This window comes from Klebsiella sp. CN_Kp106, from assembly GCF_040064575.1.
Classification (GTDB): Bacteria; Pseudomonadota; Gammaproteobacteria; order Enterobacterales; family Enterobacteriaceae; genus Klebsiella; species Klebsiella michiganensis.
Genome location: NZ_JBEAIG010000051.1, coordinates 120,957 through 146,932, shown reverse-complemented (window position 1 = coordinate 146,932; position 25,976 = coordinate 120,957). Strand labels below are relative to the sequence as shown.

22 protein-coding genes are annotated in these 25,976 nt (G+C 59.0%); 14 read left to right on the top strand and 8 right to left on the bottom strand.

The window, feature by feature from the left end:
• Positions 1-210: 210 nt before the first annotated feature.
• Positions 211-1,263 carry a class I fructose-bisphosphate aldolase gene (gene fbaB, locus ABLU96_RS17120; RefSeq protein WP_004852587.1) on the top strand — a complete coding sequence of 351 codons (1,053 nt, stop codon included), beginning with the start codon at positions 211-213 and terminating at the stop codon, positions 1,261-1,263.
• A 94-nt stretch (positions 1,264-1,357) separates the two neighbouring features.
• Here the strand turns inward: fbaB and ABLU96_RS17115 are convergent, their stop codons facing one another.
• Together ABLU96_RS17115 and ABLU96_RS17110 are read right to left on the bottom strand one after the other, a co-directional pair.
• Positions 1,358-2,965: an FGGY-family carbohydrate kinase gene (locus ABLU96_RS17115; protein ID WP_046877539.1), complete on the bottom strand. Its 1,608-nt coding sequence runs from the start codon at positions 2,963-2,965 to the stop codon at positions 1,358-1,360.
• 30 nt (positions 2,966-2,995) lie between these two features.
• Entirely contained in the window at positions 2,996-3,745 is a 750-nt protein-coding gene (locus tag ABLU96_RS17110) for an SDR family oxidoreductase (protein WP_004852583.1), read from the bottom strand.
• A 258-nt stretch (positions 3,746-4,003) separates the two neighbouring features.
• On the opposite strand from ABLU96_RS17110, the gene ABLU96_RS17105 reads away from it, so the two are divergent.
• The gene (locus ABLU96_RS17105; protein WP_025107794.1) at positions 4,004-5,005 is read left to right on the top strand and encodes a LacI family DNA-binding transcriptional regulator; all 1,002 of its coding nucleotides are present in this window, start codon (positions 4,004-4,006) and stop codon (positions 5,003-5,005) included.
• A 14-nt stretch (positions 5,006-5,019) separates the two neighbouring features.
• On the opposite strand, the gene ABLU96_RS17100 is transcribed toward ABLU96_RS17105, so the two are convergent.
• Positions 5,020-5,961 (bottom strand): sugar-binding domain-containing protein, encoded by a 942-nt coding sequence (locus ABLU96_RS17100; protein ID WP_064404512.1) that lies wholly within the window; start codon positions 5,959-5,961, stop codon positions 5,020-5,022.
• 206 nt (positions 5,962-6,167) lie between these two features.
• On the opposite strand from ABLU96_RS17100, the gene dalD reads away from it, so the two are divergent.
• The 12 genes from dalD to ABLU96_RS17040 all read left to right on the top strand — a co-directional run bounded on the left by dalD (position 6,168) and on the right by ABLU96_RS17040 (position 19,490).
• Positions 6,168-7,535, top strand: coding sequence for a D-arabinitol 4-dehydrogenase (gene dalD / locus ABLU96_RS17095; RefSeq protein WP_032693709.1), 1,368 nt, complete (start codon positions 6,168-6,170; stop codon positions 7,533-7,535).
• 9 nt (positions 7,536-7,544) lie between these two features.
• On the top strand, positions 7,545-9,008 hold the full coding sequence (gene xylB / locus ABLU96_RS17090; RefSeq protein WP_064404514.1) for a xylulokinase: 1,464 nt from the start codon (positions 7,545-7,547) through the stop codon (positions 9,006-9,008).
• 69 nt (positions 9,009-9,077) lie between these two features.
• Positions 9,078-10,355 (top strand): D-arabinitol transporter, encoded by a 1,278-nt coding sequence (gene dalT / locus ABLU96_RS17085; protein WP_032693711.1) that lies wholly within the window; start codon positions 9,078-9,080, stop codon positions 10,353-10,355.
• A 48-nt stretch (positions 10,356-10,403) separates the two neighbouring features.
• Positions 10,404-11,066, top strand: coding sequence for an HAD-IA family hydrolase (locus tag ABLU96_RS17080; protein ID WP_064404517.1), 663 nt, complete (start codon positions 10,404-10,406; stop codon positions 11,064-11,066).
• Between the two features lie 298 nt (positions 11,067-11,364).
• On the top strand, positions 11,365-12,519 hold the full coding sequence (locus ABLU96_RS17075) for a mandelate racemase family protein (RefSeq protein ID WP_064404519.1): 1,155 nt from the start codon (positions 11,365-11,367) through the stop codon (positions 12,517-12,519).
• A 119-nt stretch (positions 12,520-12,638) separates the two neighbouring features.
• Entirely contained in the window at positions 12,639-14,261 is a 1,623-nt protein-coding gene (locus ABLU96_RS17070) for an ABC transporter substrate-binding protein (protein WP_064404521.1), read from the top strand.
• Positions 14,258-15,295, top strand: a complete 1,038-nt coding sequence (locus tag ABLU96_RS17065; protein WP_032719862.1) for an ABC transporter permease — start codon at positions 14,258-14,260, stop codon at positions 15,293-15,295. Before ABLU96_RS17070 ends, ABLU96_RS17065 begins: the two co-directional genes overlap by 4 nt.
• Positions 15,292-16,197: an ABC transporter permease gene (locus ABLU96_RS17060; RefSeq protein ID WP_064404523.1), complete on the top strand. Its 906-nt coding sequence runs from the start codon at positions 15,292-15,294 to the stop codon at positions 16,195-16,197. The genes ABLU96_RS17065 and ABLU96_RS17060 overlap by 4 nt, the downstream gene beginning before the upstream one ends.
• Positions 16,169-17,032 carry an ABC transporter ATP-binding protein gene (locus ABLU96_RS17055; RefSeq protein WP_049102831.1) on the top strand — a complete coding sequence of 288 codons (864 nt, stop codon included), beginning with the start codon at positions 16,169-16,171 and terminating at the stop codon, positions 17,030-17,032. Before ABLU96_RS17060 ends, ABLU96_RS17055 begins: the two co-directional genes overlap by 29 nt.
• A 10-nt stretch (positions 17,033-17,042) precedes the next feature.
• Complete coding sequence (locus tag ABLU96_RS17050; protein ID WP_014230105.1) at positions 17,043-17,816, top strand: ABC transporter ATP-binding protein; 774 nt, start codon at positions 17,043-17,045, stop codon at positions 17,814-17,816.
• Positions 17,817-18,232: 416 nt separating this feature from the next.
• Positions 18,233-19,033, top strand: coding sequence for a winged helix-turn-helix domain-containing protein (locus ABLU96_RS17045; protein ID WP_032719859.1), 801 nt, complete (start codon positions 18,233-18,235; stop codon positions 19,031-19,033).
• Entirely contained in the window at positions 19,020-19,490 is a 471-nt protein-coding gene (locus tag ABLU96_RS17040) for a hypothetical protein (protein WP_014230103.1), read from the top strand. The genes ABLU96_RS17045 and ABLU96_RS17040 overlap by 14 nt, the downstream gene beginning before the upstream one ends.
• On the opposite strand, the gene yegS is transcribed toward ABLU96_RS17040, so the two are convergent.
• The 5 genes from yegS to ABLU96_RS17015 form a co-directional block, all read right to left on the bottom strand.
• Positions 19,491-20,384 (bottom strand): lipid kinase YegS, encoded by an 894-nt coding sequence (gene yegS / locus ABLU96_RS17035; RefSeq protein ID WP_047723272.1) that lies wholly within the window; start codon positions 20,382-20,384, stop codon positions 19,491-19,493.
• Positions 20,385-20,628: 244 nt separating this feature from the next.
• The gene (gene yegQ / locus ABLU96_RS17030; RefSeq protein WP_025107782.1) at positions 20,629-21,990 is read right to left on the bottom strand and encodes a tRNA 5-hydroxyuridine modification protein YegQ; all 1,362 of its coding nucleotides are present in this window, start codon (positions 21,988-21,990) and stop codon (positions 20,629-20,631) included.
• 318 nt (positions 21,991-22,308) lie between these two features.
• Positions 22,309-23,031 carry a two-component system response regulator BaeR gene (gene baeR / locus ABLU96_RS17025; RefSeq protein ID WP_014230101.1) on the bottom strand — a complete coding sequence of 241 codons (723 nt, stop codon included), beginning with the start codon at positions 23,029-23,031 and terminating at the stop codon, positions 22,309-22,311.
• Positions 23,028-24,563 (bottom strand): two-component system sensor histidine kinase BaeS, encoded by a 1,536-nt coding sequence (gene baeS / locus ABLU96_RS17020; protein ID WP_016946933.1) that lies wholly within the window; start codon positions 24,561-24,563, stop codon positions 23,028-23,030. The genes baeR and baeS overlap by 4 nt, the downstream gene beginning before the upstream one ends.
• On the bottom strand, positions 24,560-25,975 hold the full coding sequence (locus ABLU96_RS17015) for an MFS transporter (protein ID WP_014230099.1): 1,416 nt from the start codon (positions 25,973-25,975) through the stop codon (positions 24,560-24,562). Before ABLU96_RS17015 ends, baeS begins: the two co-directional genes overlap by 4 nt.
• Position 25,976 lies beyond the last annotated feature (1 nt).

The window sequence follows — 25,976 nt, the reverse complement described above, 5'->3', positions numbered from 1 at the left end:
AATACCATTATATAATACCTTTTAAATACCTTTGGGGTGGAACTTTGACCGATATAACATTTTCCCGGTTATGGATGATGTCAGCGGATGACATTTAAAAATCCCTCTGCAATGGAAAAATCCCACTTTCGATACCAGGCTTAACCTGCCCAAAATAATTGGGTTGGGAAAACGCATGCCGGTTTCGACCGGCACTTACGGGAGATCGCTATGACTGATATTACGCAGTTGCTTGGCAAAGATGCCGACACGCTTTTACAGCACCGCTGTATGACGATTCCAGCCGACCAGCTCTATTTGCCGGGGTCGGATTACGTCGATCGGGTGATGGTTGATAACAACCGTCCGCCGGCGGTGCTGCGTAATATGCAAACCCTGTATAACACCGGCCGCCTGGCGGGAACCGGCTATCTGTCGATCCTGCCGGTCGACCAGGGCGTAGAGCATTCTGCTGGCGCCTCTTTTGCCGCCAACCCGCTGTACTTTGATCCGAAAAATATCGTCGAACTGGCCATTGAGGCCGGTTGTAACTGCGTGGCCTCCACCTATGGCGTGCTGGCCTCGGTGTCGCGCCGCTATGCGCACCGCATCCCCTTCCTGGTCAAGCTGAACCATAACGAAACGCTGAGCTATCCGACCGAATACGATCAGACGCTGTACGCCAGCGTTGAGCAGGCGTTCAATATGGGGGCCGTGGCGGTCGGGGCGACGATCTATTTCGGTTCCGAACAGTCTCGTCGTCAAATCGAAGAAATCTCCGCTGCGTTTGAGCGCGCGCACGAACTGGGCCTGGTGACCGTGCTGTGGGCCTATCTGCGTAATTCGGCGTTTAAGAAAGATGGCGTCGACTACCACGTTTCCGCTGACTTAACCGGCCAGGCCAACCATCTGGCGGCGACCATCGGCGCGGATATCGTGAAGCAGAAAATGGCGGAAAATAACGGCGGCTATAAAGCGGTGAACTTCGGCTATACCGATGACCGGGTTTACAGCAAGCTCACCAGCGATAATCCGATCGACCTGGTGCGTTACCAGCTGGCGAACTGCTATATGGGCCGCGCCGGGCTGATTAACTCCGGCGGCGCCGCAGGCGGGGAAACCGATCTCTCCGACGCCGTGCGCACCGCGGTTATCAATAAGCGCGCGGGCGGCATGGGGCTGATTCTGGGCCGTAAGGCGTTTAAAAAATCGATGGCCGACGGCGTGAAGCTGATCAATGCCGTGCAGGATGTCTATCTGGACGGCAAAGTCACCATCGCCTAAGCATTCGCGTGGCGGCGCTACGCCTGGCCGGGCTACGGTTTCGTGCGGTCTGGTAGCCCGGGTAAGGCGTTTACGCCGCAGCCCGGGATCTTGCTTACTCGCGAATCAGCCGCGCCGTGTGCTGTAGCGTTTTATACGCTTCATAGCGCCGCTGATGATCGGCGCTATACTGCGCAACGCAGCGGTAGGTTTTATCCACCCGGGTAAACTGCTTCATCGCTTCCGGCAGGGACGGGGCGATCTGGCCGGCCACCGCGCCGAGAATCGCCGAACCTAACAGCACCGGTTCGCTGGATTCGGTACTCACCACGCTCACTCCGCAGGCGTCCGCCAGCAGCTGGCGCACCAGCGGATGCTGCCCGGCTCCGCCGCTGATGACGATATGCTCGCTGTGGATGCCGCACGCTTTCTGGGCGTCAATAATCTGCCGCAGGCCGTAGCCGATACCGCACAATCCGGCGACGTAGAGCGCCATCAGGTTGTCCAGATCCCGCTCCATCCCCAGCCCGGCGATAATCGCTTTCGCGTGCGGGTCGGCCAGCGGCGCCCGATTACCTAAAAATTCAGGCACCACGTGCAGCCCGGCGGCGAGTTTGACCGCGGCAGAAGGACGTTCCACTTTCGCCAGCACGCTATCGGCAAGATAAACCGGCAGCGGGACGCCGCGCGCCCTGGCCAGCGCCTTAGCCTCGGCGGCGGCGGGATGGAAGCTCAGCAGCTGGTCGATGGCCGCTCCGGCCGCGCTCTGCCCGCCTTCGCTCAGCCAGAACCCCGGCACCATCGCCGAGTAATATGGCCCCCAGACGCCGGGCACGAACACCGCTTCCTGAGTGGTGGTCATGGTGCAGGAGGAGGTGCCGAAGACGTAGGCCATATTGTTGACCGCGCCGTTAAGCACGCCGACGGTGCCGATACCGCCCGCGTGGGCATCGATCATCCCGACCGCCACCGGAGTACCGACCGGCAGGCCCATCTCCTCTGCCGCCGTGGCGCAAAGGCCGTCGCCGCAGGGGGTTCCCGGATCGACAATCCGCTGGCCGATGCGGACAAAATCTTCATCCGCCAGCTCTTCGAGGCCAATCTGGCGGAAGTAGCTGGCATCCCAGCGTTGTTCATGCGCCAGGTAGGTCCATTTACAGGTCACGGTACAGACCGAGCGGGCTAAATCGCCGGTTGAGCGCCAGGTGAGATAATCGGCGAGGTCGAAGAAGTGGCGCGCCTGCTGATAAATGTGCGGGCGGTTCTCCTTCAGCCAGAGAATTTTCGGCGTTTCCATCTCCGGCGAGATTTTACCGCCGACGTACTGCAGCACCGCGTGGCCCGTGGCGTTGATCTTTTCCGCCTGCCCGGTGGCGCGGTGATCCATCCAGACGATAATGTTGCGCTCCGCATCTTCCGAAGGCCCGACCGCCAGCGGGGCGTCGTTATCGCCAATCACCACCAGCGAGCAGGTGGCATCGAAGCCGATCCCGGCAATCGATGACGGCGCGACCCCGGCGCTGGCCACCGCCGTTTTAATGCAGTAGCACACCGCCTGCCAGATCTCGCGACTCGACTGTTCGACCACGCTTCCGGCGCTGCGAAACAGGGTAATTTCCCGGGTCGCGTGGGCGAGAAGCTCGCCCCGCAGATTGAACACCCCGGCGCGAACGCTGCCCGAACCGACATCGACGCCAATAATATGTTGCGTATCGATTTGCATAACATCCTCTCACAGAGTCTGGTTGAACGGTCAGAGATCCACGCTGTTCGGCAGGATCACAATGTCGCGCACGGTGACGTTTTTCGAGCGCGTCACCATAAACAGCACCGACTCGGCCACCTCAATCGGCTGCATCAGGCTGCCGTTGGCCAGCGCTTCGTCCATTTTGGCTTTCGGCCAGTCGTCCAGCAGGGCGGTGACCACCGGGCCCGGCAGCACGGCGCCGACGCGCACGCCGTACTGCGAAACCTGGCGGCGGGTAGTATGAACAAACGCCTGGACGGCAAATTTCGACGCGGTATAGATAGGCTCCCAGATCACCGGCACCACCCCCGCGATAGAGCTGGTGAAGATAATGTCCCCGGACTTTTGCGCGATAAGATGCGGCAGCACGCTGCGCACGCAGCGGAAGGCGGCGTTGGTGTTGAGGTGCAGCACGCGGTCCCACACGTCCGGATCGCCCTCGGCCACCGGCCCGCCGATGTAAGCTCCGGCGTTGGCGTGGAAAATATCGAGACGCCCGGTAAGCTGCAAAATACCCTGCAGAATATTATCGACCTGATCCGCCTGCATCAGGTCAACCTGCAGGGCGAAGGCGTTTTCGCCGAGTTCGGCGACAAGTTTGTTGAGCTTCTCGCCTTCACGGTCGATAAGCACCACTTTTGCGCCAGCGCCCAGCAGGGTTCTGGCGCATTCGAGGCCGATACCGGACGCCGCGCCGGTAATGGCGGCGACTTTACCGCTAAGGGAAGTATTCATAGAGGAGACAGAGTGGTTCATTTTATAATCCTTTACAGAGTCTGGTTGGAACTATCGAACGCGAGGGCATCGCGTTCGACGCTGGAGACGAAAACTTGTTAAGGTATTGAATATGAGCGTCATTTTTTTGATGTTCGCTGGCGTATTCACGCTGAATGCGTTAATACTTCGGGAAGTAAAATGGAAGCTCAATCGATGAAGCTCATGTTGCGCTAGCTTCATCGATTGAGCAAGTGGGGAAATTAACAGCGAAATGATTTTGTGACGCAAGTTGGGAAAATGAAGAAAATCACGATTTACGACCTGGCGGAACTGTCCGGCGTTTCGGCGAGCGCGGTGAGCGCTATCCTCAACGGCAACTGGAAAAAGCGCCGCATCAGCGCGAAGCTTGCCGAAAAGGTGACGCGGATTGCCGAGGAGCAGGGCTATGCGATTAACCGCCAGGCCAGCATGCTGCGCAGCAAAAAATCGCGCGTCATCGGTATGATTATCCCCAAATACGATAACCGCTATTTCGGTTCGGTGGCGGAGCGCTTTGAGGAGATGGCCCGCGAGCGCGGCCTGCTGCCGATTATCACCTGTACGCGCCGGAGGCCGGAGCTGGAGATCGAAGCGGTAAAAGCGATGCTCTCCTGGCAGGTTGACTGGGTGGTGGCCACCGGGGCAACCAATCCGGACAAAATTACCGCCCTGTGCCAGCAGGCAGGCGTGCCCACGGTCAATCTCGACCTGCCGGGCTCTGTCGCCCCGTCGGTGATATCGGATAACTACGGCGGCGCGAAGGCGCTGACCCACAAAATCCTCGCCAACAGCGCTCGCCGCCGGGGAGCGCTGGCGCCGCTGACCTTTATCGGCGGGCGCAGCAGCGACCATAACACCCGCGAGCGTTTACGCGGCTTCCACGATGCGCATCGGGAGCAGGGGCTGGTCGTGCCGCAGGAAAATATCCTGGCGCCCGGCTATTCAAAAGGCAAAGTTGAGGCCTGCCTGCAGGAGCGGTTTGCTACCGCGAAGACCCCTTTGCCGGGGCTATTTGTCAACTCGACAATATCGCTGGAAGGGGTGGTGCGTTGGCTGTCGCAGGCGGGACTTACCGGCAGCGAGCAGCCGCCGATGGGCTGCTTCGACTGGGACCCGTTCGTCTATCTGCTGGGGCACGATATCGACATGGTGCAGCAGGACGTGCCGGCGATGCTGGAAGCGGTGTTCACGATTATTGACGCCGGCGAGGCCGGGCAGCAGCGGATTGAAATCCCGCCGCTGTTGATGAGCAGCCGCTGATCCGGCTGCCGCCGTTAGCGCGTCAGCAGCCAGCGGGCGGTGTGCTCGTCGGTCACCAGGCCGTTGATCCAGCCGCCTTTAAGCGCCGCCAGAATCGCCGGGCGTTTGTACTCGCCGCACGCCACCGCGATGCGCGGGCACTGGTTCTGGCGGATATCGTAGCTGGTGATCATTCTGTTGATTTCGCTCTCCACCACGCCACCTTCGGCATCGATAAAGCGTCCCATGATCTCGCCGATGCCGCCGCGTGCGGTCAGCTCATCCATCTGCGCCTGATTGATAAAGCCATCTTTGAAGATGGGGCTTTGGGTACCTAATGGCCCAATGCCGACAAAAATAACGTCCGCCCGGCGGGCGACGGCGGAAACGCTGCGAAACAGCCGGCTGGTACACCACATGTCGTACTCGTCCTGGGTCTGCGCGTAGCGCGGCGCGGGCCACTGATAGTACTTGGCCTTAATTTTGCTGGTCAGCAGCAGCGGGACGTCATCGTAATAGTTACATTGACCGTCGGCGTCCATGGCGCTGATCAGGGCGACGCAGCGGGTGTTCAGACTGTCGAAGTCGATGCGCTGCAGCGCTTTTTTCAGGGTCAGGCCGGAACCCAGGCCGATGATTTTCTCTTTATCATCCTGCAGATAGCGGGCCATCAGCTGATAGCAGCCGAAGGAGACGCTATCCAGGGTGCTTTCTTCGTTAAAGGTGGGGACGATATTGCACTCGATAAGCCGGTACTTCTCCTGCAGCAGCTGCGCATAGTCGAGGCAGTTCGCTACCGGGTGGTGCAGGCTAATCGACACAATCCCTTCTTCTTTCGCGGCGGCGATCAGCCGCTGTACCACCGGCCGCGACGTGCCAAGCTGGCTGGCGATCTCGCTCTGATTCTGCCCGGCGATGTAGTACATCCACGCGGCGCGGACCTTTTGATCCAGCCGGATATCATCTTCTTTGCTCATGCTTTCCTGCCCTAAGTGTCGGGCCGCGGCGATAATTTCGCCCGGCGAATACCCGCATTCTCGCCGTGGTCGGGAAAACTGGCAAGCTTTTGCTCTCTTATGGTCATTTGTAATTTTATTGGGTAATTGTTCTTTTGTGATCCGTGGCTCTTATTTTGGTCAATTGATCATTTACAGTGAGGCCATCAACTCAAGGAGAGCGGAACATGAACAATCAATTCACATGGCTTCACATTGGTCTGGGTTCTTTTCATCGCGCGCATCAGGCGTGGTATCTGCATCGTCTGATCGCTTCCGGAGATAAACGCTGGCACATCGCGGCGGGGAATATCCGCAACGACGCCGAACAGGTGGTTCAGGCGCTGGCGGCGCAGGGCGGGCGCTACGTGCTGGAAACCGTCAGCCCGGAAGGGGAACGTGAATATGAAGAGATCACCTCCATTCAGAAACTGCTGCCGTGGCAGGCCGGGCTGCAGCCGCTGATTAACGAAGGGGCAAACCCGCAGACCAAAGTCATCGCCTTCACCGTGACGGAAGGTGGCTACTACCTGAATACCCGCCATAAGCTGGAAACCAGCAACCCTGATTTGCAGGCCGATCTGGCAGGGGAGTGCAAAACGATTTACGGCACTATCGCGCGGATTCTGGAAAAGCGTATGGCGGACAACGCCGGGCCGCTGACTCTGCTGAACTGCGATAACGTGCGCCATAACGGCGAACGCTTCCACGACGGTATGGTTGAGTTCCTGCAGCTAACCGGCAAGCAGGCGGTGATTGACTGGATGGCCGCCAACACCACCTGTCCGAACACCATGGTCGACCGCATCACCCCGCGCCCGGCGGCGGACCTGCCCGCGCGCATCAAAGCGCAGACCGGCATTGACGATAAAGCGCCGGTGATGGGCGAGACCTTTATCCAGTGGGTGGTGGAAAACAACTTCCGCGATGAACGCCCGAACCTGGAAGCGGTCGGGGTTGAGATGGTGGCGTCGGTGATTCCTTACGAAGAGGCGAAAATTCGCATTCTGAACTCGTCGCACAGCTGCATTGCGTGGGCGGGAACGTTAATTGGCCAGCAGTACATTCATGAAAGCACGCTAACAGATTTCATCTACGCCATTGCCGACCGCTACGTTACGGAAGATGTGATCCCATGCCTCGGCGATAACGGCATTGACCTGCCGGCCTATCGCGACGTGGTGCTCAAACGCTTTACCAACCCATATATCCAGGACACCAACCAGCGCGTCGCCGCCGATGGCTTCTCGAAAATTCCGGCGATGATCGCCCCAACCCTGCAGGAGTGCTACCAGCGCGGCGTTCGCCCGCAAGCCACCGCCATGCTGCCCGCGCTGTTCTTCGTCTTTATGGAGCAGTGGCACAAGGGCACCCTGCCGTATGAGTACCAGGACGGCATCCTCGACGCCGAGGGGGTACATCAGATGTTTGAAGCCAACGATCCGCTGGCCCTGTACGCCCGCGATAAAGCGCTGTTTGGCGAACTGGCCGAAAACGCCGATTTCCTCGCGCTGATGCGCGAAAAAGTGGCGGCCGTTTATACGCTGATTAACTAAGAGGTGGCTATGTATCTGGGTATCGATCTCGGCACATCGGAAGTCAAAGCGCTGGTCATTGATGAGAACAATGAGGTTATCGCCAGCCATAGCGCGCCGCTGAGCATTCAGCGGCCCCATCCGCACTGGTCAGAACAGTCGCCGCAGTCATGGTGGGAGGCGACGGAGTATCTGATGACCACGCTGCGGGAAAAATGCGCCCAGCACTGGCCGGCCATTAAGGCCATTGGCCTTTCCGGGCAGATGCACGGCGCGGTTCTGCTGGATGCCGACGGGGAGGTGATTCGCCCGGCAATCCTGTGGAACGACACCCGCTGCGCCGCGGAGTGCGCGGAGCTGGAAGAGATGGCGCCGGAGCTGCATCAGGTGGCGGGAAACCTGGCGATGCCCGGCTTTACCGCGCCGAAGCTGCTGTGGGTGCGTCGCCATGAGCCGGAAAACTTTCAGCGCACCGCCACGGTGCTGCTGCCGAAGGATTATCTGCGCTACCGGATGACCGGTAAAAAAGTCTCCGATATGTCCGACGCCGCCGGGACGCTGTGGCTGGACGTGGCGAAGCGCGACTGGTCCGACGCTCTGCTGGATAAATGCGGCCTGGCGCGCAGCCAGATGCCGACCCTGGTTGAAGGCTGCGAGGTCTCCTCTACCCTTGACCCGCAGGTGGCCGAACGCTGGGGGCTGAACGCCTCGGTAGCGGTAGCCGGAGGCGGCGGCGATAACGCGGTCAGCGCCATAGGCGTCGGCGCGGTTTCGCCCGGGGATGCGTTCATTTCGCTTGGTACCTCCGGGGTGCTGTTTGTGGTGACCGACGCCTATCGTCCGGCTCCGCAGTCGGCGGTCCATGCGTTTTGTCACGTGCTGCCGAATCTGTGGCATCAGATGAGCGTGATGCTCAGCGCCGCCAGCTGTTTGCAGTGGTTCTGCCGCCTGACCGGCACCACGGAAGTGGCGCTGCTGGAGGAGATTGCCGAACTTAGCGAAGAGGAGAAGTCCCACGCGCCGTTCTTCTTACCCTATCTCTCCGGCGAACGTACGCCGCACAACGATCCTGACGCGCGCGGCATGTTCTGGGGCATGACCCACTCCAGCCTGCGCGCCCAGCTCGGCTACGCGGTGCTGGAAGGGGTGAGCTTCGGCATCAGCGACGGTCTGCAGGTACTGAAAGAGAGCGGTACGCAGATCGAACAATGTTCGCTGGTTGGCGGCGGCGCCCGCAGCCCGTTCTGGGCGCAGCTGTTGGCCGATATCCTCGATATGCCGGTGGTGACCCACAAAGGCGGTGAGACCGGCGGCGCGCTGGGCGCGGCGCGGCTGGCCTGCCTGGCGGCGGGCAAACCGATCACCAAAGTCTGTGAAAAACCGGAGATCTGGCAGACCTGGCGCGCGGACCCGGTACGCCATCAAACCCTGATGCGGCGCTATGCGCAGTTTAAGGCCCTGTATTTAAACGATCTGAACTATCGGCAGCATTAATTTTTATCACCATAACCGCTCCGGTGAACTGACCGGAGCGGCCTCCTGTACCCTAAAAACGAGGTCATTATGTCCATCAATAATAAACAGTGGCTCGGTTTACCCCTGAACCTGCTCTGGGGATACATCGCCATTGCCGTATTCATGACCGGCGACGGTTTTGAACTGGCATTCCTGTCGCACTACATCAAAGAGCTCGGGTTCTCCCCGGCGCAGGCATCGTTCGCCTTTACCCTCTACGGCCTGGCCGCCGCGCTGTCGGCGTGGATCTCCGGCGTGGTGGCGGAAATCATCACGCCGCTGAAGACCATGATGATTGGCTTCGTGCTGTGGTGCGTGTTCCACGTGCTGTTCCTCGTTTTCGGCCTCGGTCACGCGAACTATGCCCTGATCCTGGTTTTCTACGGCATCCGCGGCTTCGCGTATCCGCTGTTCCTTTACTCGTTTATCGTCGCCATTATCCACAACGTGAAAAGCGATAACGCCAGCTCGGCGATCGGCTGGTTCTGGGCGGTTTACTCGATCGGCATCGGCGTGTTCGGCAGCTATATTCCGAGCTTTACCATCCCGCATATCGGCGAGCTGGGGACCTTGTGGCTGGCGCTGGCTTTCTGCGTCACCGGCGGCATCATTGCGCTGGCTTCCCTGCGCCATATTAAAACGCCGCACCATATGCAGAACCTGACCACCCGCGAGAAGTTTGCCGAACTGGGCCGCGCGGCGACGCTGCTCTATACCAACCGCAATATTCTGCTGTCGAGCATGGTGAGAATTATCAACACCCTGTCGCTGTTCGGCTTTGCGGTAATTATGCCGATGATGTTCGTCGATGAGCTGGGCTTTACCACCTCGGAATGGCTGCAGGTGTGGGCGGTCTTCTTCTTCACCACCATTTTTTCGAACGTGCTGTGGGGCATTCTGGGCGAAAAACTGGGCTGGATGAAGGTGGTGCGCTGGTTCGGCTGCATCGGCATGGCGCTCTCCAGCCTGGCGTTTTATTACATTCCGCAGCACTTCGGACATAACTTCGCGATGGCGCTGCTTCCGGCTATCGCCCTGGGGATCTTTGTCGCCGCGTTCGTACCGCTGGCGGCGGTTTTCCCGGCGCTGGAGCCGAAGCACAAAGGCGCGGCCATTTCGGTATATAACCTGTCGGCGGGGATGTCGAACTTTCTCGCGCCGGCCATTGCGGTGATTTTGCTACCGTTCTTCAGCACCATCGGGGTGGTGATCGCCTATACCGCGCTGTACGTGGCGGCTTTTTTCCTCTGTGCGTTTATCCGCGTGGAGCAGCCGGGTTTTTCCCACAAGGAAGCGCCGGCCAGCGAGCAGGTGGAGTTCTCTTAAGGTGATGCGGCCGGCATGCCAGGCATGCCGGCCTTAATGAGGTGGATGATGAGTATTCAGGCAGTGATTTTTGACATGGATGGCGTAATTATTGATTCCGAAGCCCTGTGGCGGCAGGCGCAAATCGACGCCCTCGCGCAGTGGGGGGCAACGGCGAGCGTCGAGGAGTGCGAAACCCTGACCAAAGGCAAACGCCTCGACGATATTGCCCGCACCTGGTGCCGCTATTGCCAGCTTGAGCTTGCCCCGCAGCGGCTTGAGGCCGCGATATTGCAGCGTATTACCGGCCTGATCGCCGCCGAAGGCGAGCCGATGCGCGGCGTGCATGAGGCGTTACGCTATTTTCGCCATACCGGTTATAAAATTGCCCTCGCCACCTCCTCGTCCCGGCAGGTTATCGCCGCCGTGCTGAACAAGCTCTCGCTCTGGCACTATTTTGATGTGATTTGCAGCGCGGATGATGAAGCGCAGGGCAAACCGCATCCGGCGGTGTATCTGACGACGTTGGATAAGCTGAATCTCGACGCCAGCCGGTGCCTGGTGATTGAAGACAGCTTCAACGGCTTTAGCGCCGCCCGGGCGGCGGGGATTGCCACGATAGTGATTGCCGAAGATAGCCAGCACGCGCGTTTTCAGGGCGCCGCTGGGCGCTATCGGGCGCTGCCTGAACTGCTGGAAACCCTCACCGCCGAGCCAGAGGCGGTCGAATAACTCACCCTTTCGTGAGCGCAGAAAATCCCGGGATGTACACGGTCGGTTACTCTCTTTTCTGCGCTCACGCCCCCTTTTTCACCATGCCGATCCGCCTCACATTTCGCTTATCTTTTGTGAAAACAGTCACGCCTTGTTGTGCCAATGCCCAAATTTATTGCCTTGCTTAGCGGTGTTTGTCCGAGGCACTGCTGCGTAATTGTGCTTAGATTAGATATTGAAACGCATTTTCAATAATGTAAAACCACTTTACCGATTTAACTCTATAGATCGGATTTGGCCGTGATAAGGACCGAGCATGAAAATTGAATCTGTAAATGTCACCGTTTTCCAGTATCCCACCCGTCGGGTTTCCGACAGCGCCGGGCACTCCCATCCGGGGGCTGAAAGCATGGCCAAAATGGCGATGCTGACCATCACCGCCGATGATGGCGCGCAGGGCTTTTCGTTTGCGCCTCCGGAAGTGGTGCGCCCGTTCGTGGTGAATACCTTTTTCCGCAAGGTGCTGGTGGGGCAGGACCCGTTTAACCGCGAGCGTATCTGGCAGGATCTTAACCACTGGCAGCGCGGCAGCGCTCACCAGCTGACCGAGCGCGCGCTGTCGTTTGTTGAACAGGCGCTGTGGGACCTGATAGGCCGCAGCCTCAAGATGCCGGTTTACAAGCTGCTCGGCGGCTATCGCGACACCGTCCCGGCCTACGGCAGCACGATGTGCGGCGACGATCTGCCGGGCGGTCTGTCGACCCCGGAAGAGTATGCCGCCTTTGCCGAAAAGCTGGTCGCCCGCGGCTACAAGGCCATCAAGCTGCACACCTGGATGCCGCCAATCTCTTTTGCACCCAATCCCAAAATGGATATTAAAGCCTGCGCGGCGGTACGCGAAGCGGTGGGGCCGGATATTGACCTGATGATTGACGGCTATCACTGGTACAGCCGCGCCGAGGCGCTGTGGATCGGCAAAGAGCTGGAAAAACTCAACTTCGCCTGGTTTGAAGAGCCGATGGAGGAGGATTCGATGTCCTCCTACGCGTGGCTGGCGGAAAACCTGTCGATCCCCATCGTCGGGCCGGAGAGCTTCGGCGGCAAGCACCGCATGCGTGCCGAATGGGTGAAAGCCGGAGCCTGCGACATTCTGCGCGCCGGCGCTAACGGCGTGGGCGGTATTACCCCGACCATGAAGGTCGCGGCGCTGGCGGAATCTTTCGGCATGGATTGCGAAGTCCACGGCAACGGCGCGGCAAGCCTGGCGGTGGTCGGGGCGATCCGCAACTGCCGCTGGTACGAGCGCGGCCTGCTGCATCCGTTCCTCGACTACGATGAACCGGCGGCTTATCTCAATAGCATTGTTGACCCGATGGATGACCAGGGCTTTGTGCATCTGTCACAACGTCCGGGCCTCGGCGAAGACATTAATTTTGCGTATATCGGAGCCAATACCGTTAGCCACGACTGATTCAAAAAAATAAATGCCCGATGGCGCTGCGCTTATCGGGTCTGCGGCCCGGTAGACCGGATAAGGCGAAAATGCCGTCATCCGGCAACATGTACCCTACAGTACAGGCAAACAGAGATATGAAAAAAACCTCCCGACTGGCAGCGTGCTTGCTCGCGCTCGCCGTGTCGATGGGGAGCGGGGCGGCGATGGCGAAAACGCCGCCCGACCAGCTCATCATCGGTATGAATATGAATAACCTGCTCACCCTGGACCCGGCGGCGATGACCGGTAATGAAGTGGTGGGGATCGTGGTCAACCTCTACGACTCGCTGGTGGAGCTTGACCCTGAGCAGCTCACCAACGTTAAGCCCGCGCTGGCGAAATCCTGGGATATCAGCCCCGACGGCAAAACCCTGACCTTTCATCTGCGCGACGACGTGAAATTTCACTCCGGCAATCCGCTGACCGCCGCCGACGTGGTGTGGTCGATGCGGCGCATCCTGCACCTCAACCTGGCGCAGGCCTCGGTATGGAAATCCTACGGCTTCAGTCAGAAAAACATCGACGGCCAGGTCAGCGCGCCGGACAGCTTCACGGTGCAGATCGTGTTGCCTAAAGATAACGACCCGCAGCTGGTGATCTACTCGCTGGCGGCGCTGGGCAACCTCGGAGTGCTCGACAGCAAAACGGTGCAAAGCCATCAGCAGGATAACGACTGGGGTAACCGCTGGCTGACCACCCATGAAGCCGGTTCCGGGCCGTTCACGCTGGAAACCTGGCAGGCGAAAGATGTGCTGCGCATGAAGCGCAATCCTGACTACTGGCGCGGTGAGGCGAAAATGAGCCGCGTGGTGCTGCGCCATTTCCAGGAGTCGCAAACCCTGCGCCTGATGATCGAAAAAGGCGACCTCGATATTGCCAACAATATGGCGGTTTCCGACATCAACGCCCTGCGCAGCGACCCCCAGTTGACCGTCGACGCGGTGCAGCGCGGCACCATGTACTACGTGGCGATGAGCATGAAAGAGGCGCACTTCGCCCATCCGAAAGTGCGCGAAGCAGTGCGCTATCTGATTGACTACCATGGCATCAATAAAGCGCTGATGCCGGGCTACGGGGTGCTGCACCAGCGGCCGATTAAGGCGGGCATGCCGTCAACGCTGCCCGACCCGGGCTATAAGCTGGACGTGGCGCGGGCGAAAAAGCTGCTGGCGGAAGCAGGCTATCCCAACGGCTTTGATACCACGCTGCGGGTCCTCTCGGATCAGCCGTTCCTGAACATTGCTATCGCCGTGCAGTCGACGCTGATGCAGGCGGGGATTAACGCCAAAATTATCACCGGCACCGGTAACCAGATCTACGGCGCGATGCGCGAGCGTAAATTTGACCTGCTGGTAGGACGCGGCGGCAGCGGAATGGAGCCGCACCCGCACTCCAGCCTGCGCGCGCTGGTCTATAACCCGGATAACAGCGATGAGGCGCGCCTGACCAACTTCCAGGGCTGGCGCACCGGCTTTTACGACCCGCAGCTCAACGCGATGATTGACCGCGCCCTGCTGGAACGCGATGTGCAAAAACAGGTGGCCGACTACCAGGCCATCCAGACGCGCTACGACCAGCTGGTCCCGGCCCTCATTCCGCTTTCGCAGATGGTCGATTCCGTGGTGGTGCGCAATGAGGTACGGCAGTATCAGCCGCACCCCTCTGCCACCACTTTTCTGCGTGACGTCGATAAAGTCCGCGAAGGAGAGAAAGGATGAGTATCGCAATCCTTGCGCCCGGCTCACGCGGCCGGCGCTTATCAAAACGACTGCTGCAGGTGGTGATTACGCTGTTCGGCCTGCTGCTGTTGACCTTCACTATTGGCCGCGTCATGCCCATCGACCCGGTGCTGGCGATTGTTGGCCCGGACGCTGACCAGAGTACCTACCAGCAGGTTTACCATCAGCTGGGGTTTGATAAATCGCTGACCACCCAGTTTGGCATCTATTTCGTCAACCTGCTGCACGGCGATCTGGGCAACGCGCTGCTGACCGGGAAACCGGTGGTGGACGACATTATCCGCGTCTTCCCGGCCACCATGGAGCTGGCGACGATGGCGATTCTCGTCGGCGCGGGCCTCGGTATTCCGCTGGGCGTGCTGGCGGCGGCGCGGCGCAATAGCGTCTCCGATTATGTCGTGCGCATTATCAGCCTGGCGGGCTACTCGACGCCGATTTTCTGGGTCGGGATGATGGGGCTTTTAGTCTTCTACGCCTGGCTCGGCTGGGTGGGCGGCGCCGGACGGGTGGACCTTGGCCTGGACGGTATGGTGCCGCGCCGCACGGGGCTGATGACCGTTGATGCGCTGCTGGCGGGCAACGGTCAGGTCTTCTGGAACGCTATTAATCACCTGATTCTGCCCGCCTCGCTGCTCGGCTTTCACTCGCTGGCCTACATCAGCCGCATGACCCGCAGCTTTATGCTGGCCCAGCTGTCGCAGGAGTTCATTATTACCGCGCGGGTGAAGGGGCTGACCGAGCGACAGGTCATCTGGAACCATGCGTTTCGCAATATCCTCGTACAGCTGCTGACGGTGGTGGCGCTGGCCTACGGCGCGCTGCTGGAAGGCGCGGTGCTGATTGAAACCGTCTTCTCGTGGCCGGGTTTCGGCTCCTACCTCACCGGTAGCCTGCTGCTGGGCGATATGAATGCGGTAATGGGCTGCGTGCTGCTGGTGGGGGCGATCTTCGTGATGCTCAACCTGCTCTCCGACATGCTGTATCAATTCTTTGACCCGAGGACAAAATCATGACCGTTTCTCTGGATTCGCCGCTTTCGGGCGGCACGGGCGAAGGCCGTCAGCGGTTGCAACGCGCGGCGGCGCGGGCCGTCGGGTTTATCGGCAAAATGGCGAGCAACCCGCTAACGGCCATCGGCGGCGGAATTATCTTTCTGCTGCTGGTGGTGGCGATTTTCGCGCCGCTGATTGCGCCGTATAACCCGCTGGTGCAGGACCTCAACAGCGCGCTGGTCGCGCCGAACGCGCAGCACTGGTTCGGCACCGATGAGTTTGGCCGGGATATCTTTAGCCGCCTGGTGTACGGCTCGCGCATCACGCTCTATATCGTGCTGCTGGTCTCGGTGACCGTCGGTCCGCTCGGGCTGCTGCTCGGCGTCAGCGCCGGCTATTTTGGCGGTAAGGTCGATATGGTGCTGATGCGCGTCACCGATATTTTCATCTCCTTCCCGAGTCTGGTCCTGGCGCTGGCGTTTGTCGCCGCCTTAGGTCCGGGGCTGGAGCACGTGGTTATCGCCATCACGCTCACCGCCTGGCCGCCGATAGCCCGCCTGGCGCGCGCCGAAACGCTCTCTCTGCGCCAGGCCGATTTTATCTCCGCCGTACGTCTGCAGGGCGCATCATCGGCCCGCGTCCTCTGGCGCCATATCGTGCCGCTGTGTCTGCCCTCGGTCATTATCCGTATCACCATGAATATGGCCGGGATCATTCTGACCGCGGCCGGTCTGGGCTTTCTCGGGCTCGGCGCGCAGCCGCCGGAGCCGGAGTGGGGGGCGATGATCTCCAGCGGGCGCACTTACATGATGGAGTGCTGGTGGGTGGTTACGATTCCGGGGCTGGCGATTCTGATCAACAGCTTAGCGTTTAACTTCTTAGGAGATGGCCTACGTGACATCCTCGATCCCCGCAGCGAATAATGCTCCGCTGCTCGATGTGCGCGATCTGTGCGTCGACTTTGTTAACGGCAGCGCGGTGACCCATGCCGTGCGCGGCGTCTCCTTCCAGCTGGGGCGCGAAAAGCTGGCCATTGTCGGCGAGTCCGGTTCAGGTAAATCCACCGTTGGGCGCGCCCTGCTGCAGCTGCATCCGAAAAAGGCCCGCGTCAGCGCCAGCCGGATGCAGTTTGCCAACCTCGATCTGCTGCATCTTACTGAAGTGCAGATGCGCGGCGTGCGCGGCAAACGTATCTCCATGATTATGCAGGACCCGAAATATTCGCTTAATCCGGTGGTCTGCGTCGGTAAGCAAATCGCCGAGGCCTGGCTGACCCATCATCCGGGACGCAAAGATGAGGCGAAGGCAAAGGCGCTGGAGATGCTGGAGGTGGTGCGTATTCGCCAGCCGGAGCGCGTTTATCAGCTTTATCCGCATGAGATATCCGGCGGACAGGGGCAGCGCATCATGATTGCCATGATGCTGATTACCGACCCGGAGCTGGTGATTGCCGATGAGCCGACCTCCGCGCTGGACGTGTCGGTGCGCCTGCAGGTACTGGGCCTGCTGGATGATCTGGTTCAGTCGCGCGGGCTGGGGCTGATTTTTATTAGCCACGACATCAACCTGGTGCGCAGCTTTTGCGACCGCGTGCTGGTGATGTACGCCGGACGGGTGGTGGAGTCTATTGCCGCCTGCGATCTCGATAACGCCCGCCATCCCTATACTCAGGGGCTGATTAACTCGCTGCCGGATATGCAGCATCGTCGCCCGATACTGCCGGTGCTGCAGCGCCAGGCCAGCTGGTTAACGGAATAAGGAGTGGATGATGATTGAAGTTCAACGTCTCAACCTCGCGTTTGGCGAAGGGGAGAAGCGTAACCAGGTGCTGTACGACGTTAATTTCCACGTTAAGCCCGGCGAGATCTACGGTCTGGTGGGGGAGTCCGGCTCCGGCAAAACCACGGTGCTGAAGTGCCTGGCGGGGCTGTTTACCCACTGGCAGGGGGAGTTAACCATAGACGGGCAGCGCTTAGGGCATGAGATTAGCCGCGAGCGCTGCCGTCAGGTGCAGATGGTATTTCAGGACCCGTACGGATCGCTGCATCCCCGTCACACCATTGGCGATATCCTTGAAGAGCCGCTGCAGATTCATCGCATTCACGATCGCGACCGGCGGATTCATGCGCTGCTGGACAAAGTGGGCCTCAATCGTGCGTTTCGCGAACGCTATCCGCATCAGCTTTCCGGTGGCCAGCGGCAGCGCGTGGCGATTGCCAGAGCGCTGATCCTTGAGCCGCAGGTGCTGCTGCTGGATGAGCCGACGTCGGCGCTGGATGTGTCGGTGCAGGCCGAGATCCTCAACCTGCTGGCAGAATTGCAGCAGGAGGCTAAACTCACTTACCTGATGGTGACCCACGATTTGGGCGTCATTGCCCATTTATGCCAGAAGGTGGCGGTAATGCAGTACGGGAAAATCCTTGAAACCCTGACGGTCGATGCGCTGGTCAACGGCGAGGCGCAAACGGCCTATACGCAGATGCTGGTAAACGCCAGCCGGCAATATACGCGCGAAATGGCGCGCGAGGTGGCGGCATACTAAGCGATATGGCGCATTGTCTCGCGGGCAATGCGCCCTGTTTTTGGATAAAACTTTGAAATGATATGTATTAATAGTTATAAATATCGTCTATTAATGTAAAAGTGGTGTTTAGATCTAAAATGAAAGTATCTGTTGTATGAATGAAAATATATGGAATCATAACTTGTGTTTATTATTCACTTTGAAATAAATAACCAGATTTGCTTCAAATCTCAAAATATTCCATGCTGTAAATTCATTTAAACCTTGTTAATTGCAAGGAAAAACTGCGCATTACGCCTCCAGATCCGCTGAGTAATAGAGTAAACTCGCCTGCGAATAATCTTAAGTTATCAGCTGCGTCATAAAGGATTACCGTATTTAGAGTAGGGTACCCATGTCGCTTATCCACTTGATTACTATTCTCAGGGAACAGGATGGAAAAAACATATACGATTAATGGAATAATTACATTTATTCCTCAACGTGGTGCTCTAATACTCATTGCTGACGAGACGAAAACGGTTTCATTAAATATGCCGGCCAGCCGTTGTTTATTGCTGCTTATTCAGCAGGATGGCAAAACCGTTGCCCGCGAAACCTTTTTCGAGGAAGTGTGGATAAAGCATGGCTCCCAGGTAACCAGCAACGGTTTCTACCAGAATATTTCTCTGCTGCGCCGGGCATTTAAAGAGCTGGGCATGGAGGGCGATATTATTATTACGCTGCCGAGGGTTGGCGTCAGGCTGGATGCGACAATATCGGTGACGGAGTCTCAGCCGTGCGAGATGGAGAAGGCACCGGAGCCACAGGTGCCCGTAGATGGGCCCGTGCACGAGGAGGTCGCGGCTGCGAGTGTGCCTGAAAAAAAGCGGTTAAGGCCGCGATGCTCTCTGTTATGGGGGCTTGCGGCGCTGCTGAGCTGTCTGGTCGGCGGTTTTGTTGCGTGGCAAACAGAATTCGACTCTTATTTGCAAACTTATTCGCCCATAATTGCTAAACTTTCGCAACAATGTCATTTCTTTGCCAATAATGATGTGGTTGATCACGTTCGTCATGTCAATTTTATCAAGCGCAGCAAATTTGAATGTGAAGAATACTCGTGGATTTATTTGACGCTTTATCCCGGGCAAGCGCGGGTGTCGGTGATTCGCTGCCGTCAGCCATTTAGTCAATGGCGTGATAATCAATGCCTCACCAAATATTACATTAAGGAGGTAGCCAATGCGCCCGCGTGAAATTAAATGGTTAATCGCTATCGTATTTATCGGGGTGCTTAGCGGAATAATGATAAAATCCTGGCAATACTGGCAGCGCAATCATTTCCAGTGCAGCGGCGAGATGCGGCTAATTAACGCAGGCTACCAGGGCGATATTTCCTTACGCTACGTATTTGATAGCAGCCGCGGGCTGGCGATGGTCCGGGGGGAAATTACGCCGCCGCAGGGCGCTGCGTTTACCATTAATCAGAACATCTGGTTTAGCTTTACCCGCGACGGCCAGCACTACTTCCTGCGTTCGGAAACCGTCTCAGCCAGCATCGGCGAGACCGAGCAGGAAGAGCATGTAAAGCGTATCCTGCCAGCGTTTTTCCTCCAGCCGCAGGTGCCGTTTTACCTTAACATCCAGCGGCTCAACGAACGTACCCGGCTGCTGTATACCAGCCGGGCGCCGTCTTTGCTTTGCGAAACCTGATTAACGTAGCAGCGGGCAGTCCGGCGGCAGTCGGCAGCGAAGCGCGGCCGGTAACAGCTCCATACGGAAGGTTTTGCCGGTTAGCGGTTCACCATCGAGATTAAACGTCATCTCGTGGGGTGCGGTGATCTCGAACCACGATGAGACGCCGTCGATAATATTCGGCGAGGTTTCCGGATTGGCCAGGGTGCTGAACAATGCGGGGATTAGCTCTTCGCCGGTGAAAATGCGCAGATGCAGCAGGCCGTCGTTGATTAACGCTTCCGGGCACAGCTGCTGGCCGCCGCCGGCCTGGCGCCCGTTGCCGATGCCGATGACCAGCGCGTCGCCATGCCAGTGAAAGTTCTCGCCGCGGATTTCGCAGCGGTCCGGCTTAAGCGTATCCATGCGCATCAGGCCGTGGATTAAATAAGAGACGCCGCCCAGCGCGGCCTTGAGCTTCTCCGGGGTTTCGGTCGTGATTCGGGTGCCGAAACCGCCGGTGGCCATATTAATAAAACCGGTCTTATCGTTAACCCGTGCAACATCTATCGCCACATCGCGGCCAACGATGGCCAGCTTCAGGGCGCTAGCCAGATCCTGGGGGATGCCTACGCTGGTGGCGAAGTCGTTCGCCGTGCCCAGCGGTAAAATCCCCAGCGCCAGATTGCCTTCGCGCTCCACCAGCGCCGTCGCCACCTCATTGATGGTGCCATCGCCGCCGCCGGCAATCACCGTTTCGACATTCAGCGTCAGGGCTTCATCGATAAACCGAACGGCATCGCCCTTTTCCCAGGTGACGCGGACGTGAATATCGATACCTTCGTCGCGTAACAGTTTAACCGCCTCTCGCAGGGACGGTTCATTGGCGCCTTTACCATTCAGAATCAGTAAGCTGGCTGGAAACGTGGACATTATCAGGGGACCTTTGTTGCTCAATGATGCATAAAGTGTACCGCATGCGGAAAGGGAAGGCCGGGAGAGTGATAAAAAAATAAGCCCGCGTAAGGGAGATTACGCAGGCTAAGGAGGTGGTTCCTGGTACAGCTAGCATTTATGGGTTATGTTTTTCAGCGAAATGGATGATATCTGCTTTGAACGAACCGGTATGTGATCCGTTTCTAATATCTTTACATCGTGAAAAAATAACCCAAATTAACTAGTTACTGTGCGGGTTTCGGGTCGTCTGACCAGTAAAATTACGCATCAGCAGCGCATACTGCAGCGCCATATCTTCCGGAACAGGCAACCATACTGTGTGGCCATCGCCCGGCGCCACCGGCATGCGTTCGCCTTTGCCGTTTTCCATATGCTCGAGGGTAAAGTTAACGTTGCCCTGCGGGGTCATTAGCTCAAGGCTGTCGCCGACGGAAAATTTGTTTTTCACCGCCACCGCCGCCAGCTGGCCGTTGCGCTCGCCGGTAAATTCGCCGACAAACTGCTGGCGTTCGGAAACGGAGTAGCCGTGCTCGTAGTTCTGGTAGTCATCGTGCGTGTGGCGACGCAGGAAGCCTTCGGTATAGCCACGGTGCGCGAGGTTTTCCAGGGTATCCAGCAGGGAGGTGTCGAACGGTTTGCCAGCGGCAGCATCGTCAATGGCCTTGCGGTAGACCTGAGCGGTACGGGCGCAATAGTAATGTGATTTGGTGCGGCCTTCGATTTTCAGCGAGTGGACGCCCATCTGGGTCAGGCGCTCAACGTGGGCAATCGCGCGCAGATCTTTCGAGTTCATGATGTAGGTGCCGTGTTCGTCTTCAAACGCGGTCATGTATTCGCCCGGACGTTTGGCCTCTTCAATCATAAACACCTGGTCAGTCGGCGCGCCGATGCCCAGCGTCGGCTCGACGTTCTGCACCGGGATCGGTTCGTGCTTATGCACGATATTACCGACGTCGTCTTCTTTACCTTCCTGCACGTTATACTCCCAGCGGCAGGCGTTGGTACAGGTCCCCTGGTTTGGGTCGCGTTTGTTGATATAGCCAGAGAGCAGGCAGCGGCCGGAGTAGGCCATGCACAGCGCGCCGTGGACGAAAATTTCGATCTCCATTTCCGGCACCTGGCTGCGAATTTCGGCGATTTCATCCAGCGACAGCTCGCGGGAGAGAATAACGCGGGTGAGTCCCATTTGCTGCCAGAACTTGACCGTCGCCCAGTTGACGGCGTTGGCCTGTACCGACAGGTGAATATCCATATGCGGGAAATTTTCGCGCACCAGCATGATCAACCCCGGGTCGGACATGATCAGCGCGTCCGGCCCCATTTCCACCACCGGCTTCAGATCGCGAATAAACGTTTTTAGCTTGGCGTTATGCGGGGCAATGTTGACCACCACATAGAATTTTTTACCCAGCGCGTGGGCTTCGTTGATGCCGAGCTGCAGATTTTCGTGATTGAATTCGTTATTACGCACGCGCAGGGAGTAGCGCGGTTGGCCCGCGTAAACGGCATCTGCGCCATAAGCGAAAGCGTAACGCATATTTTTCAGCGTTCCCGCCGGGGAAAGGAGTTCCGGTTTAAACATGATTTTCTCGTTCTGATGACAGGTCAGATTCGCCGCACCCGGTACGGCGAGTTGGGGAGTGCCCCCACATTAAGGGCGGGCATTGTAGCGCCGTGGGGGAGGGGAGTAAATATCAGTCGGGTATCTTTGGCGATAAGCGGACGGCAAATCAGTTCCGGGTAGGCATCAAGCGGCCGCTATCTGCCGGTTTCAGCCGCTGCTTTTTCCCCGGAGGCGGCGCTTGACGCGCCTGCCCGGGCGACCCGGCCCGCAGACGGCGGTGAGCCAGTAGCCCGGCTAAGCGCAGCGCGAGCCGGGGAAAAGTCGGGCAGGGGCTAATTATGCCAGCCGGCAGGCGTCGGCTTCCCAGCGGTACCCTACGCCGTAAACGGCGCGGATAAACGACTGCTCGGCGTCCAGCGACTCCAGCTTACGCCGCAGGTTTTTGATATGGCTATCGATCGTTCGGTCGGTCACCACGCGGTAATCATCGTATAGATGATTCAGCAGCTGTTCGCGCGAGAAGACTTTACCCGGTTCCTGGGAGAGGGTTTTCAGCAGGCGGAACTCGGCGGGCGTGAGGTCCAGCAGCTTGTCGCGCCAGGAAGCCTGAAAACGACCTTCGTCGACAATCAGCGGGCTTTCCGCATCCAGCGCCTGCAGATCGCGCTGCGGTTTGCAGCGGCGAAGAATGGTCTTCACGCGGGCCACCACCTCGCGCGGGCTGTAGGGCTTACAGATATAGTCATCGGCGCCGATTTCTAACCCCAGCAGGCGGTCGATCTCCTCGATTTTGGCGGTGACCATCACCACCGGTACCTCAGAGAAACGGCGGATTTCCCGACACAGGGTCAGACCGTCGGTGCCGGGCAGCATCAGATCCAGCAGGATCAGATGCGGCGGCGTCTGGCGAACGTACGGGAGAACCCGATCGCCGTGATTAATCAGCGTCGGCGCATAGCCCGCCGCCTGAAGATAATCGATCAGCAGCTGACCCAGCTTGGGCTCATCTTCCACGATAAGAATGCGTGGCGTGTTTTCATCAACAGGTAATTCAGTCATACGTCTCTCGATAAATTACGTTCCAGAGGTAGTTCTACTTTAATGCTAACCCCGCCCAAAGGCGAATGGCCGGCACGCAAAGTGCCACCGTGGGCCGCGACAATGTTAAGGCAAATCGCCAGCCCTAAACCAGAGCCGCCGCTGGCACGATTGCGCGACCCCTCAGTACGATAAAAACGCTCAACCAACCGCTCCAGCTGTTCATCGGTGACGCCGGGGGCGCTATCGGCAAAATCGAGAACCAGCATATCCCCGCTCTGGCTGGCGCTAATCTGCAGGCCGCCGCCGCTATCGGTATAGCGCAGGCTGTTTTCCAGCAGGTTATTAAACAGCTGCATCAGGCGATCCCGGTCGCCGAAAATCGTCGCGCTTTCCGGCAGCGAAACGCCGATCGACAGCCCGCGGCTGGCGAAGCGCTCGCGAAACGCGCCGGCGGCGACCTCCAGCAGATTGATGATATCCACCGAGGTTTTCTGGTAGGAGAGGGCGCCTTCATCGGACATCGACAGCTGGTGTAAGTCATCGACCAGTTTGGTGAGAGTGGCGACTTCCGCCTGCAGGGAGGCGATGGAGTCCGGGGTAAATTTGCGGATCCCATCCTGAATCGCCTCCAGCTCGCCGCGCAGCACCGCCAGCGGCGTGCGCAGCTCGTGGGAAATATCGGCCATCAGGTCCCGGCGCATCTGCTGGTTGCGTTCCAGAGTGCTGGCCAGCTGGTTAAAATCTTTGGCCAGACGCCCCAGCTCATCGCTGCTGGTGGCGGCGACGCGGGTGGAGAAATCGCCGGCCGCCAGACGGTGCGTCCCCTCAACCAGGCGTTTAACCGGCGCGAGCAGGCCGCGCGCCAGCGGGAAGGTGGCCAGCGCCGCCAGCAGCGTGGCGAGGGCGACAATCAGCCAGCTGGTACGTTTCTGCTGGCGGTCAAAGTTGATATCGGTGTTGCGCGTCAGGCGTTCAACCGGCGAGGCAATGACCGCGCCAACCTCAACGCCGTCGACCATAATACTGCGCCGGGTACCGTCCTTCGGCACGCGTTCGCGCGGGCCCACCAGTACGCGTCCTTTTTGATCGACCACCCAGAACATGGTGCGCCAACCGTGCGGAGGCATATCGGGGCCGGGACCGCGGTCGCCACGATCGCCGCGTGGACCGTCGAGCGGCCGGTCCGGCGCGGCGTCCGGCGGCATCTCTTCCGGGCCGGGGCCACCGTGCGGCTCATCCATCGGACCGTGGCCCATACCGCGGCCCGGCGGCGAGCGATCATCGTTGTCGCGCTCAAAGGTTTTCAGCAGCTGGAAAATAAAGCGGTCGTTGTTGCGCAGGAACGTCCAGCTGCCGTGCTGGGCATACTGCTCGCTCAGGGCATCGCCGAGCATGGTCAGGCGCTGTTCGTTGCCGCGCTTGATATAGTCAATAAAGCCGCGTTCAAAGCTGATACGCACCGCCCAGTGCATACTGATCAGCAGCACGATGCAGGTGGCGAGGATCGCGATAAACAGCTTGCCGGTAATGCCGGGACGCCAGAACTTCAAGACTCACTCCTTTTACGGCGACGAATCACGGTATTGGTCGTGGTGTCATCCGGTACGCGGGAAAAAAGCAGCGCCGGCAGCGCGATAATCACCGCCATGCTTAAGTAGGTATAGAGAAAGACCTGATGAGCGATCGCCGCATCGGCGCTGATATGCTGCTGGCCGTAGAGACCGAGCAGCATCCCGGCGATAGTGACGCCGATACTCATCGACAGCTGCATGACCATCGACAGCAAGCTGTTGCCGCTGCTGGCCAGATCGTCGGGCAGGTCTTTCAGGGTCAGCGTATTCATTGAAGAAAAGCGGCTGGAGTTAATCATCCCCTGCAGGAACAGCACCACCGGCAGCAGCCAGTACCAGCCGGCGAGCGCAACGGCCATAAACAGCAGGCTGACCAGCGCGAGGCCAATCGTCGAGGTCACCAGTACCCGGCGATAGCCGAAGCGGTTGACCACCTGGACCACAATGCGCTTCATCCCCATGCTGCCGAGCACCATCGGGATCATCATCAGCCCGGCGTGGAACGGCGTAAAGCCGAGGCCGATCTGTAAAAACACCGGCGTCATAAACGGCAGCATGCCGCTGCCGATACGCCCGGCGAAGCTGCCGCCAAGGCCGAGAGAAAAGGTGCGGTTGGTAAACAGCTTCAGGCTAAACAGCGCGTTGCGGTTGCCGCGCGCGTGCCACAGATAGCACAGCATTGACGCCGCGCCGATGGCCACCAGCGCCGTCAGCCACAGGGGGGAGAGCCCGAGCCCTTTTTTACCGTCGAGCGCCAGGGTCAGCGTCGCCATGCCGGCGGCCAGCAGAATAAAGCCGAAGATATCAAAGCGCCGGGTTTGCAGGGTGTAGTTGGGCATCAGGCACAGCGTGGCGATGGCGCCGACGATGCCGACCGGAATGTTGATCAGGAAGATCCAGTGCCAGGAGGCGTACTCCACCAGCATCCCGCCGAGCGCCGGGCCGAGCAGCGGACCCACCTGGCCGGGCAGGGTGACGAAGGTCATCGCCGCCATATATTGACTGCGCGGGACGATTTTCATCACCGTCAGGCGGCCAACCGGCACCATCATCGCGCCGCCGACGCCCTGCAGCACGCGGGCGAGTATCAGCTGATCGAGCGTGGCGGCCTGCGCGCAGAACAGGGAGCCGGCGGTAAACAGCACGATGGCGCTAAAAAAGATATTCCGCACCCCGACCCGATCCGCCAGCCAGCCGCTGGCGGGCAGCATCACCGCCACCGTCAGCACATAGGAGACAATAACCATATGCATATGCAGCGGGCTCTCCCCGAGGCTCTGCGCCATGGAGGGGAGGGCGGTGTTAACGATAGTGGTATCCAGCGCCTGCATAAAAAAGCCGAAGGCCACTATCCACAGCTGCCAGCGCACGCTGGAGGGAAGATCTGTCATG